At 37.8% G+C, this 16827-nt stretch carries 14 protein-coding genes and 1 pseudogene; 4 read left to right on the forward strand and 11 right to left on the reverse strand.

The annotated features are described in order from the left end of the window. Positions 1 to 575: 575 nt before the first annotated feature. Genes fdhF through AC6BKE_RS20855 form a run of 3 tightly spaced genes read left to right on the forward strand, consistent with a single transcriptional unit; the run spans position 576 to position 5055 of the window. Positions 576 to 3512, forward strand: coding sequence for a formate dehydrogenase subunit alpha (fdhF, locus tag AC6BKE_RS20845; protein WP_036120653.1), 2937 nt, complete (start codon positions 576 to 578; stop codon positions 3510 to 3512). A gap of 4 nt (positions 3513 to 3516) precedes the next feature. Further along, on the forward strand, positions 3517 to 3996 hold the full coding sequence (locus AC6BKE_RS20850) for a helical membrane plugin domain-containing protein (protein ID WP_058844573.1): 480 nt from the start codon (positions 3517 to 3519) through the stop codon (positions 3994 to 3996). Positions 3997 to 4008: 12 nt separating this feature from the next. Beyond that, complete coding sequence (locus AC6BKE_RS20855; RefSeq protein ID WP_058844572.1) at positions 4009 to 5055, forward strand: Mrp/NBP35 family ATP-binding protein; 1047 nt, start codon at positions 4009 to 4011, stop codon at positions 5053 to 5055. A gap of 48 nt (positions 5056 to 5103) precedes the next feature. On the opposite strand, the gene AC6BKE_RS20860 is transcribed toward AC6BKE_RS20855, so the two are convergent. The 4 genes from AC6BKE_RS20860 to AC6BKE_RS20875 form a co-directional block, all read right to left on the reverse strand. Beyond that, positions 5104 to 5394 carry a hypothetical protein gene (locus tag AC6BKE_RS20860; protein ID WP_036126901.1) on the reverse strand — a complete coding sequence of 97 codons (291 nt, stop codon included), beginning with the start codon at positions 5392 to 5394 and terminating at the stop codon, positions 5104 to 5106. 136 nt (positions 5395 to 5530) lie between these two features. Then, a complete protein-coding gene (locus tag AC6BKE_RS20865) occupies positions 5531 to 6637 on the reverse strand; it encodes a PA2928 family protein (protein WP_036126903.1) in 1107 nt (368 codons plus the stop codon). Positions 6638 to 6660: 23 nt separating this feature from the next. Then, complete coding sequence (locus AC6BKE_RS20870; RefSeq protein WP_036126905.1) at positions 6661 to 7491, reverse strand: CbrC family protein; 831 nt, start codon at positions 7489 to 7491, stop codon at positions 6661 to 6663. Positions 7492 to 7521: 30 nt separating this feature from the next. Then, positions 7522 to 7830 carry an antibiotic biosynthesis monooxygenase family protein gene (locus AC6BKE_RS20875; RefSeq protein ID WP_089932612.1) on the reverse strand — a complete coding sequence of 103 codons (309 nt, stop codon included), beginning with the start codon at positions 7828 to 7830 and terminating at the stop codon, positions 7522 to 7524. Positions 7831 to 7917: 87 nt separating this feature from the next. Here AC6BKE_RS20875 and AC6BKE_RS20880 point away from each other — a divergent pair, with 87 nt between their 5' ends. Then, the gene (locus AC6BKE_RS20880) at positions 7918 to 8604 is read left to right on the forward strand and encodes an ArsR/SmtB family transcription factor (protein WP_089932610.1); all 687 of its coding nucleotides are present in this window, start codon (positions 7918 to 7920) and stop codon (positions 8602 to 8604) included. Between the two features lie 28 nt (positions 8605 to 8632). On the opposite strand, the gene AC6BKE_RS20885 is transcribed toward AC6BKE_RS20880, so the two are convergent. From AC6BKE_RS20885 to AC6BKE_RS20915, 7 genes and pseudogenes are all read right to left on the reverse strand, one after another. Continuing rightward, positions 8633 to 9499 carry a DMT family transporter gene (locus tag AC6BKE_RS20885; RefSeq protein ID WP_036126914.1) on the reverse strand — a complete coding sequence of 289 codons (867 nt, stop codon included), beginning with the start codon at positions 9497 to 9499 and terminating at the stop codon, positions 8633 to 8635. A 214-nt stretch (positions 9500 to 9713) separates the two neighbouring features. After that, a complete protein-coding gene (locus AC6BKE_RS20890) occupies positions 9714 to 10649 on the reverse strand; it encodes an alpha/beta fold hydrolase (RefSeq protein ID WP_499857920.1) in 936 nt (311 codons plus the stop codon). Between the two features lie 166 nt (positions 10650 to 10815). Next, on the reverse strand, positions 10816 to 12177 hold the full coding sequence (locus AC6BKE_RS20895) for a sensor histidine kinase (protein ID WP_340834488.1): 1362 nt from the start codon (positions 12175 to 12177) through the stop codon (positions 10816 to 10818). Further along, positions 12174 to 12848, reverse strand: coding sequence for a response regulator transcription factor (locus AC6BKE_RS20900; RefSeq protein ID WP_340809828.1), 675 nt, complete (start codon positions 12846 to 12848; stop codon positions 12174 to 12176). The genes AC6BKE_RS20895 and AC6BKE_RS20900 overlap by 4 nt, the downstream gene beginning before the upstream one ends. Before the next feature lie 157 nt (positions 12849 to 13005). Beyond that, complete coding sequence (locus tag AC6BKE_RS20905; protein ID WP_499858333.1) at positions 13006 to 13794, reverse strand: lipid II flippase Amj family protein; 789 nt, start codon at positions 13792 to 13794, stop codon at positions 13006 to 13008. 630 nt (positions 13795 to 14424) lie between these two features. After that, positions 14425 to 15405 (reverse strand): annotated as a pseudogene (locus AC6BKE_RS20910) (phosphatidylinositol-specific phospholipase C domain-containing protein); the annotation flags it as partial. A 296-nt stretch (positions 15406 to 15701) separates the two neighbouring features. Continuing rightward, the gene (locus AC6BKE_RS20915; RefSeq protein ID WP_499857922.1) at positions 15702 to 16826 is read right to left on the reverse strand and encodes a ClyA family alpha-helical pore-forming toxin; all 1125 of its coding nucleotides are present in this window, start codon (positions 16824 to 16826) and stop codon (positions 15702 to 15704) included. Position 16827 lies beyond the last annotated feature (1 nt).

The following is a 16827-nucleotide window of genomic DNA, read 5'->3' on the forward strand; positions in this document are numbered from 1 at the left end:
AGCAACGATTCTCCCATCGTAATTAAACTTTTTTAGGTAAATGATTATGAGGGTCACCCTTACAGTTTGTTAATGATATAGCAACTTTTAAAAAAATAAAAGAGAAAATACTTTTTGATAATAATTCTCATTTAATAAATTTTATGATAAATATTGTTCATTTTGAAGGAAAGAGCTATAATATTCATATCACAAATGGAATTGATTTATTTTGATCCCTATGTCACGATGTTGCATAGTGTTTTTAATATTTAAATTCTATTGTTATTAAAAAATAAAAGTAGATTGAGTTTTTAGCAAGGCCTGCTAAGAATTTTATCCACCATGAATCATTAGCATGTCTTGGACATGTTATTTCATGGTGGATTTTTTATTTTTTTTAAAACCGAGACATGGATAACTTGTTATGATCTAGCAATTTGCCTATTTTGAGGTAGCTTCAAGAACAATTGGGAATTACAATGATAACAAGACAATCTTTTCAAAAATAACCAACTCGATTTGTTATTCCCTTTTTGTCTTAAGCTGCAACATGTTGTCCGATTAGTCTCAAAGTGCAAAAGGAGGAAGTTATCTTGACTCAAATTAATATTAATGGCGTATCGTATGATGTAAAAGAAGGAGCTACAATCCTTGATACCATTAATCAGCATGACATTCCACATCCACAGATCTGTCATGTGCCTGCTGTTGATCCAATCGAAACATGTGATACATGTATCGTGGAGGTGAACGGTCAATTAGTTCGTTCCTGCTCCACAAAGGCAGTAGACGGCATGAATGTTTTATTAACTTCTGACAAAGCAAAAGCAGCACAAACAGAAGCGATGGATCGTCTACTCGAAAATCATTTACTGTACTGTACAGTTTGTGATAATAACAATGGAAATTGTGCATTACACAACACGGCTGAAATGATGGAAATCGAGCATCAAAAATATCCTTACCAACCGAAAGTGGAACCTCATGAAGTGGACATGTCACACCCGTTTTATCGATATGACCCTAACCAATGTATCGCTTGTGGTCAATGTGTAGAGGTTTGTCAAAATTTACAGGTGAATGAAACATTATCCCTCGATTGGGAAGCCGAAAGACCACGCGTCATATGGGATACTGGCGTAGCAATTAATGATTCTTCCTGTGTAAGTTGCGGTCAATGTGTAACCGTTTGTCCATGTAATGCCTTAATGGAAAAATCCATGCTTGGAGAGGCTGGATTTATGACTGGTCTGAAACAGGATATGTTAGATCCAATGATCAGTTTAATTAAGGAAGTTGAACCGGGCTATAGCGGTATTTTTGCCGTTTCTGAAGTGGAAGCAGCTATGCGTAGTAAACGTACTAGAAAAACAAAAACAGTATGTACTTTCTGTGGTGTAGGTTGTTCATTCGAAGTTTGGACAAAAGACCGTAAAATTTTAAAAGTACAACCTTCCGAAGGTCCCGTTAACGCAATTTCTACTTGTGTCAAAGGGAAATTTGGTTGGGACTTCGTTAATTCTGAGGAACGAATTACTAAACCTCTTATTCGTAAAAATAATGAATTTGTTGAATCATCATGGGATGAGGCACTCGATTTAATTGCCACAAAGCTTGGTGGTATTCAGCAGCAATTTGGTCCTGGTTCTGTCGGCTTTATCTCATCTTCTAAAATTACAAATGAAGAGAATTACTTAATTCAAAAAATGGCACGTCAGTTATTTGGAACAAATGATGTCGATAATTGTTCCCGTTATTGTCAATCCCCTGCTACTGACGGTTTATTACGTACAGTAGGTTTAGGTGGTGACGCGGGTACGATCAAAGATATTGCCAAGGCTGGTCTTGTCATCATTGTTGGGGCTAACCCGGCTGAAGGACACCCTGTTTTAGCAACACGTGTGAAACGTGCACATAAATTACATGGTCAGAAATTAATTGTTGCGGATATTCGTAAACATGAAATGGCTGAGCGTTCTGACATCTTTATGCGTCCGAAGCAAGGTACTGACCAAGTTTGGTTAATGGCCGTTACCAAATATATCATTGACCAAGGTTGGCACGATGAAGCCTTTATTCAAGAAAACGTCCTTCATTATGATGATTTTAAACAAGTACTTGAAACATATACACTTGATTATGCGCAAGAAATGACGGGTATTAGTAAAGAAACATTGATCGAAGTGGCTGAAATGATTCGTGATGCAGATGGTACATGTGTGCTTTGGGGCATGGGTGTAACACAAAATACTGGTGGCTCTTATACATCCGCAGCGATTTCAAATTTACTTTTAGCAACTGGGAACTATCGTCGTCCAGGTGCGGGTGCCTACCCTCTTCGTGGTCATAACAATGTGCAAGGTGCCTGTGATATGGGTACACTACCAACTCTCTTGCCAGGTTATCAAAAGGTAACAGATGAGGCAGCGCGTGCAAAATTCGAAAAAGCTTACGGTGTCCCAATTCAGTCGCAACCAGGTCGAACTAATATGCAAATGTTAGATGCGATTATGGAAGGTAAAATGAAAGCCATGTATTTAGTGGGCGAAGATATGGCGCTTGTTGATTGTAATGCCAACCATGTAGATGAGGTGCTTTCACAACTAGACTTTTTTGTTGTCCAAGATTGTTTCCTATCACGTACAGCACAATATGCAGATGTGATTTTACCTGCTGCGCCTTCCCTTGAAAAAGAAGGTACATTCACGAATACAGAACGTCGTGTTCAACGCCTCTATCAAGTATTACCAACACTTGGTGAATCGAAAGCAGATTGGGAAATCTTGCAAGCGGTTGCTCGTCGTTTAGGAGCAGATTGGCATTATGATCATCCAAGTGACATCTTTGATGAAATGACCAGCCTGTCCCCCCTCTTCTCACAAGCTAACTATGATGTCTTAGAAGGCTGGGGTAGCTTCTGCTGGGGTAGCCATGATGGTAAAGATACACCTTTACTATATGAAGATGGTTTCAATTTCCCTGATAAAAAAGCTCGTTTTGCTTTAAATGATTGGGTGCAACCTGTGGAATATGAGGCACAGTACGATTGTCTTATTAATAATGGTCGTATGCTTGAACACTTCCATGAAGGAAATCTAACAAATAAATCAAAAGGTATTCAATCGAAAGTACCTGATATTTTCGTTGAAGTATCACCGGAACTGGCGAAGGAACGAGGTATTGCAGATGGAGCCTTACTTCGTTTAGTATCTCCTTATGGTGCATTAAAGCTAAATGCTCTTGTCACAGATCGCGTGCAAGGAAACGAATTATTTTTACCGATGAACTCCGTTAATAAAGATTCAGCTATCAACTTCTTAACGGGCCCTGCAGCAGATGTGAATACATCAACACCAGCTTATAAACAAACAAAAGTACGAGTTGAAGTGCTAAAAGCAAAAGGAAAATCACCACTTCCTCGTACGAACCCACGCTATAAAAAGCGTCATCCTCAAAATGGTGTTGAGGTTCATCGGAAATGGAATCGTCCTGGCTACGTTCACTTAACAACTATTAACGAAAGAGAGTGAGAGCATGGCTGTACCTATTACAAGCATTAAAAAACAACAATTGACGGAAGAACAACTAAAGGAACAAAAATTAGACAATCTAAAAGAACTGCTTTCTGATAATGAAGAAGCCGTTAATCAAGTGTTTAGTATTATGGCTGAATTGAATGATATAGGTGCACTAGAAGCAGCAATGAAGCTACTAGAAGCGAAAGAGGATGTGGCCCATATTGCACTTGGACAATTAACTCGTAAGCCTGTAACCAATATTATTAATAATTTAATGGGCGTTGCAGGAGCATTGACGGAGCTCAATCCAGAAACAACGACTAAGCTAATTGACGGCTTAAATTCAGGTGTAGATGAAGCGAGCAAAGCACTTGAATCCAATGAAAAAGTAAGTGCCTTTAAGCTTATGAAAATGTTAAATGATCCAGATGTCAATCGTGCGCTCAATTTTGGAGTCCATTTCTTAAAGGGACTTGGCAAAGGCTTAAAAGAATAAGGTGGTTCCGACATGTTAGTAAAAGAAGATGTTATCAACGCATTACAACAAGTAGAAGATCCAGAGCTTCATCAGAGTATCGTCAAATTGAATATGGTGCGTAATATTCAAATAAACGGCACCCATCTATCGCTGGATATTATTTTAACCATTCCAGGTTGTCCTTTAAAAGCGAAGATCCAGCATGATGTGGAAAAAGCATTACAAGCGATTGGTGCCTCCAGTGTTGCCATTACCTTTGGGGCTATGACAGATCAGGAACGTCGCACATTAACTGCGTCTCTACAAGCGAAAAATGTGACAGAGCAAGGAATGCCGAATATGCTACTGCTTAATTCTGGTGTGCAATTCATTGCCATCACAAGTGGTAAAGGCGGTGTTGGGAAATCGACTGTGACCATTAATTTAGCAGTCGCCCTTGCCCGTCTCGGCAAACGGGTAGGAATACTTGATGCGGATATCTATGGCTTTAGTATTCCTGCTATGATGAATATTGACCAAAAACCTACTATGCTTGACCAAACAGCTATTCCAGTAGAAAGTCATGGGGTTAAATTAATGTCGATGGGCTTTTTTACCAATGACAACCAGCCTGTTATGTGGCGTGGCCCCATGCTCAACAAATGGATTCGTAATTTCCTTGTCAACACATTATGGGGAGACTTGGACTATCTTCTGATAGATTTACCACCAGGGACAGGCGATGTGGCCATTGATATGGCAGCCATGATTCCTCAGGCACAGGAAATCATTGTAACAACACCACATCTTGCTGCTTCTCACGTCGCATCCCGTGCAGGCTTGATGGCTCAACATACGAAACATACTATTCTTGGTGTTGTTGAAAACATGGCTTATTTTGAAGGAGCAGATGGTCAAAAAAACTATCTGTTTGGACAAGGTGGAGCCGATCAGTTAGCAGATTTACTGCAAACACAAGTAATCGCCCATGTTCCTTTTGCTCAGCCTGAAGAAAATACAGGCTCATCAGTATATGAGGAAGAAACGATTATCGGTGAGATATTTACTAACCTAGCAGAAGATTTGCTTTACCAATAAAACAAAAATCCCTTGATTTGCTTTTACACAAATCAAGGGATTTTTCTGTCACAAATAGCCTGCCTTTTTTAACACTTGCATGAAATAAAAACGGTACGTATTTTGAACGAAGGTATCTAAAGGTAGTCCAACATTGACCTGATATTTCGTAAAAATAAAATAAAACCGTTTATCCCATTTTAAATGCAGGAGCTCCCCTGCCTCTTCACCATATTTCATAGTAAATTCCTCAATCAAAGGCTCAATCATCTCATAACAATAGTCTTTTAAATGGGCGAGTGCTTCAATATCTTTATCCCTTTGAAAGCGTATAATCCAATCCACTAATTGCTCATTCATGTTTGTACGTCATCCTTTTACATAGAGTTTCTTCCTATTAAATTATACTCCTTTTTTACAGAATCGAAAAATGAACAGTTTTTTCAAATAGATGGTTTTAACTTGTTGTCAAAAGGATAAATATTGGCATTCGCCACTAATCAATAGGTCGATTCCACCGCAGATGATATTGAACATTCCTATTTTTCGTTTCTTTATCCAATACTAATAATCTGTCACCTGCTTGAATAACATAGGTCTCCTCTAATGTACGTATACCAGGTTGTTGTTGGTCAGGATTGATAACACCTATATTTTCTTCCCACAATACTTGATGATTATTCATATCATAAAACAAAACCATATGGTCAGCACTTTCCCGCTGTGTTTGACGATAAGACACGAGAGCTGTTTTTTTTGCGATATCCACATCAATCACTTTAGGTTCTAAATTTTGGTAGGCTTGAATGGCAGGCTCTGTTAGAACAGCCTGACTAAAATCTTGAATTACCTGATAGTCCTCTACAGACTGTGGGTGTGTGGCAAAATATCCAGGCAACCCTGTCTCAATGAAGAAACGAGCTGTTAGGAAATCTTGAGCTTTTGGGTTCTCACTTAAAGTTTCACCATCAAAGTGATAGAATTTGCCATCGACACCCTCCAAATATAAATTATTTTGTAAAATAACCATCTGATGTGCACCATTACTTAATTTATCTATTAATGGCTGATATTGCTGACGAAATTCTTGTTCAGAAAGTATTTCCTTTCCTGTTGCTATATCTAACAGTGACAATTGACCAAACTCATCATCACGATGATGAACAAGAAGACCACCCATAAAATTCCCAATCAATGTATCTTTATGGGAAGCTGATTTTGTCCATTGCTTTTCACCTGTCTCTAAATTCACAGCCACAATGAGATAATGAGCAAGCAAATGCGTAATGCCATTCGATGTTCCATTATTTTCAGAGCCCTGCACCATTTGGACAGCGATGTGTTGTGAATCATCTGTATAAATGGGCGAATCAGATTTTATAGGAAAGCTTCTCCCCGCTAAGCCAAAAACAATCATGACTAGATTGCTAACCACTATAAATACAACTAGTAAAATGCTAGAAATAACAAGGCTTTTACGTTTAATGACGATAAACAATAACAGTAAAAATCCTAATCCCAACACGATACATAAAAAAATATCATGCATCAGCCAGCCATTCAAACGCCATGAATACATATATCGTTGAAGAAATTGTTCCACCTCTCTACCTCCTCTAACAGCGATTAACTAAAATCTGAATAGAGCACATAACGGTCACATTCCAAGCACTGAAATAAATAGCCTTGATGATGACCATTGTTCATTAACGATGCTGAAAGCTCATCTTTCGAAAAGCCTGTATAATTATCAAATTGATCCTCAATACCTAGCTCCACTATATCACTCCAGCCAACATAGCCGATAAACGCACAATAGTCCGAACAATGAGCTACCCAATTATTGCCCTGCCAGCTTACGTAGCCGGGCGTTCGATAGAGAATTTCTTGTACAAAGGCAGGGTTAGTAACCTGTTCATCATCCATTAAATCTTGCTGGAAAGAGCCATCATATTTTTGGGCAGCCTCTCCACTGTGGATGCAAGAAGGACAAAGATAATCTACATCCTCAATAGCGTAAATACCTCCTGTGTAATAGACATCCACTTGCTGTTGACAGCAATCACAGACAACGATTTCACCTGTTTCAAAAATTTTCGCCTCAAGCGGTTTAGGAACATATTTAAAGGTTGGAATGATTGTTTGAGTTGGCTGTTGGTCGTTTATTTTTCGTGGTAGCAGAGGATTCACCAAATTTGGTTGATTTATGTAGGTTTGCAGAACACCATATTTTTTTCGATCTTTTTTATCAGCTTTATTCATAATGGTCGTAAAAAGCTGATAAGCCTCTAGGTACATCCTAAGCAAGCAATAGACTTCTACTAGTAGCCTTAACGTTTCTTCCGTTTGCTGCTCCTGCTTTAATCGCTCTTTGAAAACATGCATCTGATTAATCGTTATCGGATCTGAAGGATGAAATTTTTGTCTTAGCTCATGCCATTCCTCAGCAATTGTCATAAAAAATAGACCTCCTTCTCACTCGTCATTTTATTTCACAAAAGAGTAATCTTTTATCATTTGGCAAATTTCCACCTTATAGTTCGCGTACCATTTATCTTGTCCCAATTGTTGTGCGGTTAAATGTTTGGCATTATCTTTCCATGCTTGAATAGCCTCTAGCGATTCCCAATAGGACACCGTAATGCCTTTTCCTTCCTCGTTCCTGACACTTTCAACACGCAGAAAACCAGGCTGTTGCTGTGCTAGGGCATCGATGAGGTCAGCCATTTTGCCATAGCCCTCCCCATCCTGTTTAGTTCTTTGAGATGTAAAAATCACTGCATAATAGGTTTCCATTTATTTCTCCTCCTCTATTACTTTTATTGTAAACGATAATGAAATTAACTAAAATCAAAATATAGAAAACTGAAAGGATTGTGACATATGGGAATTAATCCAAACATGGCGGAGGTAGCGGCACTTCTTGGCGAAAGGTCAAGAGCAACCATTCTTGCTAGCATGATGGACGGGCGTTTTCATACAGCTAGTGAACTGGCGTATATGGCTGCCATTAAACCACAAACTGCTAGCTTTCATCTTGCTAAATTAGTAGAAGGAAAGCTGATTAAAGTTGAAAAACAAGGGCGGCACCGTTATTTTCAATTAGCTGGTGAGGACATTGCTCAATTTCTTGAGTCTTTTCTCGTCATCTCACCGCCACCTGAAGTACGTTCTTTAAAACAATCTAGCCAAATGAAATTATTGCAGGATGCTAGAACTTGCTATGACCATCTAGCTGGTAAATTAGGTGTCCAATTAACAGAGTCAATGGTGGATGCAGGCTATCTAAAATTAGAGGACAAACAATTTATCCTGACAGATGAAGGCACTTTATTTTTTACTACATTCGGGATGGATCTAGCTGCTTTAAAAAGAAAACGACGCTCCTTTTCACCTGCTTGTTTAGATTGGAGTGAACGACGTTACCATTTAGCAGGTGCACTAGGCAATGGTCTATTAAACCAATTATTAAACCTCGGCTGGCTTACACGTGTACCATCTATTCGCGCCATTAAAGTGACTGAGAAAGGTAAAAGAGGTTTTAAAGAGGTATTTCATTTAGACAGCTAGAAGAATAGAGGGCTTTTGGATTGCCCCACTAGCCCTTTATTCTACTAAAAGTACGATTTACTAAATAAATCCCACTAATGATAAATAACCCACCAACCACTAACGATTCATGTAACGTTTCGTCTAATACTACCCAGCCTGTTAGCACCCCAAAAAAAGGTGCTAAAAATAAATAGGCACTTGTTTTTCCTGGATCACTATTTTGAAGAAGATAGTACCAGCCTGCAAATTGAATGATGGAAGAAAAAATACTAAGCCATAACAAAATCAATAATGACTGTGGATTGACAATAAAGTATGGTTGCTCTAACACGACACTTCCTAGCAAAAGGAGTAAGCCCCCAAACAGCATTTGATAGGCTGATAAAACCCATGTATCAAAGAACATTCCCCATTTTTTCACTAAAAGTGTTGCAATCGCCCAAAATACAGCGGATAAAAGTCCAAATAGAAGACCTATTTTCAATTCAACTTGTGCCCCCATTGTAATGATCACTCCGATTAAGCCAAGCACAACCCCGATCCACTGATAGAAACGATAGCGTACTTTGGTAAAAATGGTGGCAAATATGACAACGAGTAAAGGGTTTGTAAATGTTAAAATAGATGATTCACTTGCTGTAATGGTGCGTAGACTTAAAAAAATACACCCCATTACACCAGCCGTTTGAAATGCTCCGATGATGCATAGCTTGAGCCATTCTCTCTTTGAGGTCGGATGAGGTCTTTTGAAAATCATGACAACAATGACCATTAGAATCCCTGCCAGCATAAATCGAAGGGCAGCCAATAATAATGGTGATGAATACGGTAATCCTAATTTTACGATAGCAAACGATGAACCCATTAAAAAGGTTGTTACTACTAGTAAAGCAATAAATTGATAGTTTTTCATACAAGATACTCCTAACCTGTTTCATTAATCACTACTATCTGATTATAAACAGGAAGCTATTCAACGCTTATCGAAGTATGGATTACATCCATGTAAAAGAATGGGACAATTAGATTGCTACTTAAAGCGACTTCATTGGGGGAGGTATTTTATTTTCATGAATTTCAATAAAAAATCTTACCTCTAACAACAAAGAGGTAAGATGCTATAACTATCAGTTATCCATAAATTCTTTTAGGTTTTCAACAATTTCTTGTGATCTTGTATGGTGTAAGTAATGGTCACCGTCCAATGTGATTACTTTTCCATGAACTGAATTTTTGACTTGCTCTTCATGCAATGGTATCCAATTTTTTTCAATGCCTTCACTTTTCGCCTGAACAAATAACAAAAGAGGTAAATCTTTAGGGAAAGTTACGTTTTTGGCAGCTATAAAATTCATTTCTATATTTGTTAATTCATTGGAAGTGCTCGTATTATAAAAGTTTTTGTTTGTAATCATCCGTATTTGTTCTTTTGTGTCATCATCATACGGTAGGCCAGCATATGGATCATCTGAAAATTTTATAAGAACTCTAGCGATCCCGGTTTTTTTGAGAAGTTGTAACGACTTAATTGGGAATTTTGTATCCATACCGTCTTGAGTAGGCACACTGCTATCAATCCCGACAAATGCAGTCACCTCATTCGGATATTGATTGACATAATCAAGTCCATAAATACCTGCTATAGAGTGTCCCATGAGCATATAGCGGTCAATTTTCAACGCCTGTAAAGCTTCATGAATCTCACTCACTATGTTGTCGGTGCTTCGTTCTTTATCGGTATCATCACTTAAACCATAGCCAAAAGGCTCTATTGAAACGACTCTGTAATGAGGAGTTAGTTCTTCGATAAGTGGCTTAAAATCAAGTGTTGGTGCTGCTGTTCCGAAGCCTGGTAGTAGGACGATTGTTTCTGCCCCCTTCCCTTGGATGGTAACATTCATTTTTCCTTCATTCACAGTAATGAGCTGACCATAGTGTTCTATTTTCCCTTGCTCTATTTTGTTGCAAATAATGTTTACAATAAACACAATAGCAAGTAGCAGTACTATCGTTAAACGGATAACAGCTATTGTTTTAAGTAAGATTCGAAAAAATTTTTTCATTTTTATGCACGAGGTTCATCTTTGCTCGTGCTTTCCTCCCTTACAACCGTTATTCCAGCTAGCTTACTTAGCTGTTATTGATCAGTGTAAAGGACGAAGATGTCTACTATATGACGGTAATATGAACGCAATATGAACAACAAAAAAATTTCGCTATCTCACGCATTTACTGTGTCATAAGAGGCAATTGGATAATGATGGTCGTCCCTTGTCCAAGCTTACTCTCTACTTGAATGTCTCCTTGATGCAATGATACGATTTGCTTAACGATTGCGAGACCCATTCCACTCCCATCATATTTACGACTATGTGAACGATCCGCCTTAAAAAACCGCTCAAAAATACGCTTCTGATCCTCTAAAGAAATCCCAATGCCCGAATCACTTACTCGTACTATCACATGATGAGCGTCCTGCTTCATACTGACCTCAATCATACTACCTTCATTGGAAAATTTAATACTATTAGTAAGAAGATTGGTCCATACCTGATTTAATTGGTCATAATCAGCCATTATATGAACAGCCTGTAAATGAAGATTAAACTGGATGTTGCGAGCAGACCATTGCGGCTGAATGGCAATAATTACTCGCCTAATTTGCTCATCCAGACTAAACGTCGCACATTGCATTGGCTGTGTCTTCGACTCGAGCAAACTTAGCTTTAACAGGCTATCACTCATCTTAGACATTCGCTTTGCTTCCGACATGATAATATCAAGATAGCGACTTTTCTCCTCGTCTGTAATATCTACTTGCTTCAATGCTGCTGCATAGCCTGATATGGAAGTAAGTGGTGACTGAACCTCGTGTGAGACGTTCGATACAAACTCTCTCCGCATTTGCTCCAATTGCTGTAACCCCTCCGCCATGTCCTCAAAACTTTTGGCCAAGGTACCTAGCTCCCCTGATTGTTTAATATTTAACTCGACATTGAAATCTCCACCTGCAATATGCTTTGTTGCTGTTGTCAATTTTTTTATTGGCTTGACGAGAAACCTAGCAGCCACTATAAACACGACACTGCCAATAACAAGAGCATAAGTAGCAAAATTCAATATCAATTTTATAGCAAAGGAAGTAGAAGGGAGGGAGATGGGTTCGATAAACATCGCCTTAGTCCCCATTGCAGTTTGTAGTGGCATTCCTACAAAAATAGACGAAACACCACCCGGATTAACTTGAATGACTTCCCCATCCAGTACACTTTGAACTTGTGTCATTGTTACATTGGCCAGTGGAACACCCTTTTGCTCTCCGTAGGATTTGAACTGCCCCTTTTCTTCATAAATGCGGATATAGTAGGATTCAAGCTGATGCATTTCACGAATAAATTGTTCTGCTTCATTAAATGGCAATGTCTCAAATATATGGACAATGTCCTGACCAAAATTCACTAGGGGGATTTGTAAGTTTTCATTCAATTTATCTTCAAATACCCATGTTGCCATAAAAAAGGATATAGTTGTGCCACCAATTACGGCAACTAGAAATGTTAAAACGACACGCGTATATAATGATTGAATCATTCGTTAACCTCAAGTCGGTAGCCAAGACCTCGTACTGTCTCAATCTGAAATTCAGTTGTTGCAGTGAAGCGCTCGCGCAGACGCTTAATATGTACATCGATCGTTCGATTATCGCCAGCATAATCCATTCCCCAAATTTGATCGATCAGCTGCTCTCGTGTGTAGACCTGCCCAGGTGTTTCCGCAAGCTTATATAATAATTCAAACTCCTTTAGCGGCAGCGAAATAGACTCTGTTCCATTTTTAATTTTATAGGTCTGACGATCCAGCATGATTTGACCAAGTTGAATGATCTGTGAGTAGCCAATCCTGTAGCGCTTTAGAAGAGCCCTTACTCGTACCGTCAACTCTAGTGGGTCAAAAGGCTTTGTCAAATAATCATCTGTTCCGAGCTCAAAGCCCTTCACTTTTTCCCATGTTTCCCCCCTTGCTGTTAGCATCAGTAAGGGAAGCTCAGCATTTACTTTGCGCAGCTCCTTACATAATGTCCAGCCATCCATCGTCGGCATCATAATATCCAGCACAACAAGATCGACAGGCATTGAGTGATAGATGGCTAGAGCTTCTTTGCCATCCTCGGCCTCCATTGTTGTGAACCCGTCTTTGCGCAGAAAAAGGCAAACAAGTTCACGAATATTCGCATCATCATCCGCAACAAGTATAGTCGGCATACGTTCGTTCCCCTTTTCCAATGTATTATTCACATACATTATACTATATATCTGCTTCACTTCCCTTTTACCACACACTGTTATCAATAGCTGACGTCCCAAAAATAAAAAACCCCCTTCCTCTATACGAAAAAACGATAAAGGAAGAGGATTCTATTCAAGCAATCAGCTGTGCAAACCACGCTACATAATGGGCGCCAGGAATCAATAATAGCTGTGCCACAATCGTTCCTAAAAATCTAGAGAACATCATCATAACGGAAGCTTTTTTTAATTCAAGATAACTTCCTCTCTTATTGATAACATCATCGGCCAGTATGGATATTTTAGGATCAATAAATAGAATCAAAAGTATCGTCGCTATGCCATTGATTAATCCAGATGCCATAACCGCAGTAGTCTTTAGTTCTGGTACTAACAAAGTGGCATACAAAGCAGATAAAACGCCAATGGTATAAATCGCTGTTATGACAATATTGATAACAAATAATTTCATTGGTATATCCCGTAAGCTAATACCTTTTAAATAAGTAAAATGAGGTTTATGAATGTGCTTCATACCTCGTCTTACATATTCAAACGTAAAGCCCTTTTTCAATAAAGCGGGGATTGAGCCTCTTTCCTCTGCCAAATGGACGATAGCCCTTGAAAAAATAGCTATGAAGGTTGGGATTAGTAAGATCCCTAGTAATGTTCCAAGTGATGACGCTCCAATAATCAGTCGAAATTGGTTTTCTACATGTATCAAAGCCTGATCGGCTGGTGCTGTATCAACAAGACTTCCTGTAAATGGTTGCTGCATCATATTCGCCAGCCTCGACACCATGACCATCACATTAAAAAGAGATAAAGCCGATGCTAGTAATTTAACACGTGCCCCTGATAAACGTACGGCATAAGCAAGTGTTTCAATAGCATGAATGATTAAAATGAATAAAGCAATCATGATTAATTTATCTGTGATTAACTCCACTTCTATACCTACTCTTCGCTTTCCTACAATTTAACATTGTGACGCTTCTCCCACAAAATAGTTCCGATTGAAAAGATCTTACCCTAAAAAGATATGGGTAAGATCTAAAAAGCGCTTCTATACAATTGTGCTACGCTGCACTTCTAAACCAAATCACAGCTGGAACATTTATCTTTGTTCAAAGATGACGCCACTTAATTTTCTAGGTGGAGAAATCACCTTATAAGGGATAATGAACTTGTCCTTTTTGTCATGCACAGCGTGACATCAACGCTAGTAAGAGTGCAGGTCTAAGATTATACGCTTATAAATACTGTTCGTATGATAATCTTAACGAATTAGTTTCCACGTATAGGCTGACATTTTGTCATTGAAGTTATAAGACGTTAAATTGAATAATTGTGCTGAACCAGTTGTGTTTGCTATCGTTACACTATTCCCTGTAAAATTACTATGCTCATAGATAGTTATTTCTGTATAAGGTTTTAATAAAATGGATGACACTTGATCATTCCATTGAGAATGTGGAAGATAAGTCAAATCTATTCCCTCTCCATCTATATGCTCAAATAAGTGTGGCTCATCAGTTGGTAGATTGCGAAAATTAGAACGTATTATCTCTTCATGTAATTTCGGATTCCATCTATCACCTATATAGTCCATAATGATCCACCCAGCTTTTGTTTCAAGATTCTTTAGATGCTCTAATCTCACTTTAGCCGCAGTAATGCTGTTCAAGTAGGAAGCATAGTAATACGGACTACTCCAAGCCGTACCACCCGAAGACAAACTTGTGAAATTGATATGAATGTGATTTGGGTTATCTTTATTTAATGCTGTCTCTTTTAGCATACTATCAATTGCTGCTTTCTTTTCCTCATAGTTCACATTATATTTATCTTGTACCGTTATTTTCACATTACCATTTGTCATAGAAGTAAATGTTGCGTTATCTTTCCACGCAAAATTTTTATATCCACCAGTCATCGTACTACCAGAATATCTTCTTAAGAGTACGATTTTTCCACGAGAATCCCCTAAAGTTATATTCCCTTCTGTCTTCAAGAAAATAGAATCTCCAAAATACTTATTTTCAAAGGTTCTAGCAAATGACTCTTTTGCTCCTGGCATGGATTCATACTCTTCTTTTAGAGACATTATAATGGTTTCACTTGGATGACTTTTTAAAAATTCTTTGGCTTCATTAATAAATTGCTGGAGTGTTACATAAAGATAAACAGGTCCATGATGTAGAACAATTGTATTATCATCCGTTACACGTCCTCTGATGTCAAAAAATCTGACACCTTGATCCATTTGAAAGCGAAAGTCATTTTCTTGCGTTTTTGCCCATACGGATTTTATAGGATCCTCCAGTCTGAATGTACCACTATCATGGGTTCCTGGAATAGAAATTTCTGCTAATGCGCAAGAGTTAGGTATTTCTCTCATCCACTCTGATAAATTTAGATTATTTTGTTCGGAAGCTGCCAGAGAAGTTAAGTGGACACCACCTAAAGAAAAAAGCATTGTAAAGAAAAAACATATACTTGCGATTACTTTCTTACTTTTTAATATCACCATAAATACTATCTCCTTCTCTTTCACTCACTAAAAACTACCATTTATCCAATTTTAGTTGAGGTGAGTATGTCAGATCTAACAAAAGCATTCTATTATACTCCAATATCCAATGTTTTTAAAAAATGGATAAACAAGCTATAAAGAGTAGCTTCAAAAAACGTTTTTCCCAATCTACTTCTTTTAAAATACAAGTCTTATTAGATGAAATTAACAGGTGCATTGCATCGTTTTTTATATCATAAAAAACGATGCAATAGAAATTCATACCAATTATCCATAGCAAAAAGTAAAGTAATCTACTTTGAAGATTCTAGATTTAATTCTTTTATTCCCTCTTTTAATGTGACTGCATCTATTTTTAATGTTTTCCAGCTGTCTTTAGCTGCATTCAAGTTAGGAAGTAAAAATTTAAATTTATTTTGTTCGGCCTTGTCAGCTGCATTCTCAATATGTCTGAGTACTCCTGTATATTGAGAATCTAAGTCATTCCATTGTGCAGACATAAAAGTGAGAGCATTAATCGCATCATCAAGTGCATTATACATCTCACTAATACTATTATGCGCAACTCCAACTACGCGATTTAATGTTAATTTATAATCAACTGTCTGTTGTAATTGTTTTAATAACGGTTCTAATTGACTTAAATTCTCTTTTGCAATCCCCAACATAATACCGCCGGCAATTAGTGTAGGAATAGTAGGCACCGCTATTGTTATTATTCCATCAGATTCTAATTTTTTATAATAGTTTACTGATTCTAAAACTTCATTTAAGCGTTTTTGATCATCCTCAACTGCTGCCCCTTGGTTTTTTAAAATTGACTGTAAGAGCTCTTTGTTACTTCCAAATGCTCTGACATCTTTTCCAATATTGTCTCTTAATTCCGTTAACGCTTCTATTAATTGTTGTGCACATTTTTGATTTTCTTGAATTTCTTCTCGTAAATCTGTAATTCCTTCTATTAATGTTTCTCCATCATTTGCATTTATTGCATATACAATAACGTCATAATAATTTTCAAATTTAGTATCGTATTCAATAATCCCCGTCAATGTATCAATCAGCTGTTTTTTTACTTTCGTATCCCATGTAAGGGCGTGTGCTCTTGCATCCTTTTGGTCTTGTACAATTTTACCTGGTAAATCCTCGTATCCATTAATATTTATTCCTTCAAAGTTCACATCTGGATTTTTGATCAACATATACGAATAAGCATTCATAGATTTTGCGAAAAGCCCAGCCTTTTGCAAGGTTTCTCTCATTTTGACTTCATTTGCTGAAAGAGACGTATCATCATAGTTCGTTTGCTCCATTTTGCTTGTAGTTGCATAAGCGGTTACTGGTGATACTATAGAAGTGGATGTCAGGGTTAAAGCGGCTGATACAGCAAGTAGATTGTAAAGAAACTTATTATTCATT

It is taken from the genome of Lysinibacillus sp. COL-1 (assembly GCF_059814265.1).

What these genes read in the sequence shown, in the direction of transcription:
- AC6BKE_RS20850 (WP_058844573.1), top strand. Translation starts at nt 3,517, where the DNA reads ATGGCTGTACCTATTACAAGCATTAAAAAACAACAATTGACGGAAGAA.
- AC6BKE_RS20855 (WP_058844572.1), top strand. Translation starts at nt 4,009, where the DNA reads ATGTTAGTAAAAGAAGATGTTATCAACGCATTACAACAAGTAGAAGAT.
- AC6BKE_RS20860 (WP_036126901.1), bottom strand. Translation starts at nt 5,394, where the DNA reads ATGAATGAGCAATTAGTGGATTGGATTATACGCTTTCAAAGGGATAAA.
- AC6BKE_RS20870 (WP_036126905.1), bottom strand. Translation starts at nt 7,491, where the DNA reads ATGACAATTGCTGAGGAATGGCATGAGCTAAGACAAAAATTTCATCCT.
- AC6BKE_RS20875 (WP_089932612.1), bottom strand. Translation starts at nt 7,830, where the DNA reads ATGGAAACCTATTATGCAGTGATTTTTACATCTCAAAGAACTAAACAG.
- AC6BKE_RS20880 (WP_089932610.1), top strand. Translation starts at nt 7,918, where the DNA reads ATGGGAATTAATCCAAACATGGCGGAGGTAGCGGCACTTCTTGGCGAA.
- AC6BKE_RS20885 (WP_036126914.1), bottom strand. Translation starts at nt 9,499, where the DNA reads ATGAAAAACTATCAATTTATTGCTTTACTAGTAGTAACAACCTTTTTA.
- AC6BKE_RS20890 (WP_499857920.1), bottom strand. Translation starts at nt 10,649, where the DNA reads ATGAAAAAATTTTTTCGAATCTTACTTAAAACAATAGCTGTTATCCGT.
- AC6BKE_RS20895 (WP_340834488.1), bottom strand. Translation starts at nt 12,177, where the DNA reads ATGATTCAATCATTATATACGCGTGTCGTTTTAACATTTCTAGTTGCC.
- AC6BKE_RS20900 (WP_340809828.1), bottom strand. Translation starts at nt 12,848, where the DNA reads ATGCCGACTATACTTGTTGCGGATGATGATGCGAATATTCGTGAACTT.
- AC6BKE_RS20905 (WP_499858333.1), bottom strand. Translation starts at nt 13,794, where the DNA reads ATGATTGCTTTATTCATTTTAATCATTCATGCTATTGAAACACTTGCT.
- AC6BKE_RS20915 (WP_499857922.1), bottom strand. Translation starts at nt 16,826, where the DNA reads ATGAATAATAAGTTTCTTTACAATCTACTTGCTGTATCAGCCGCTTTA.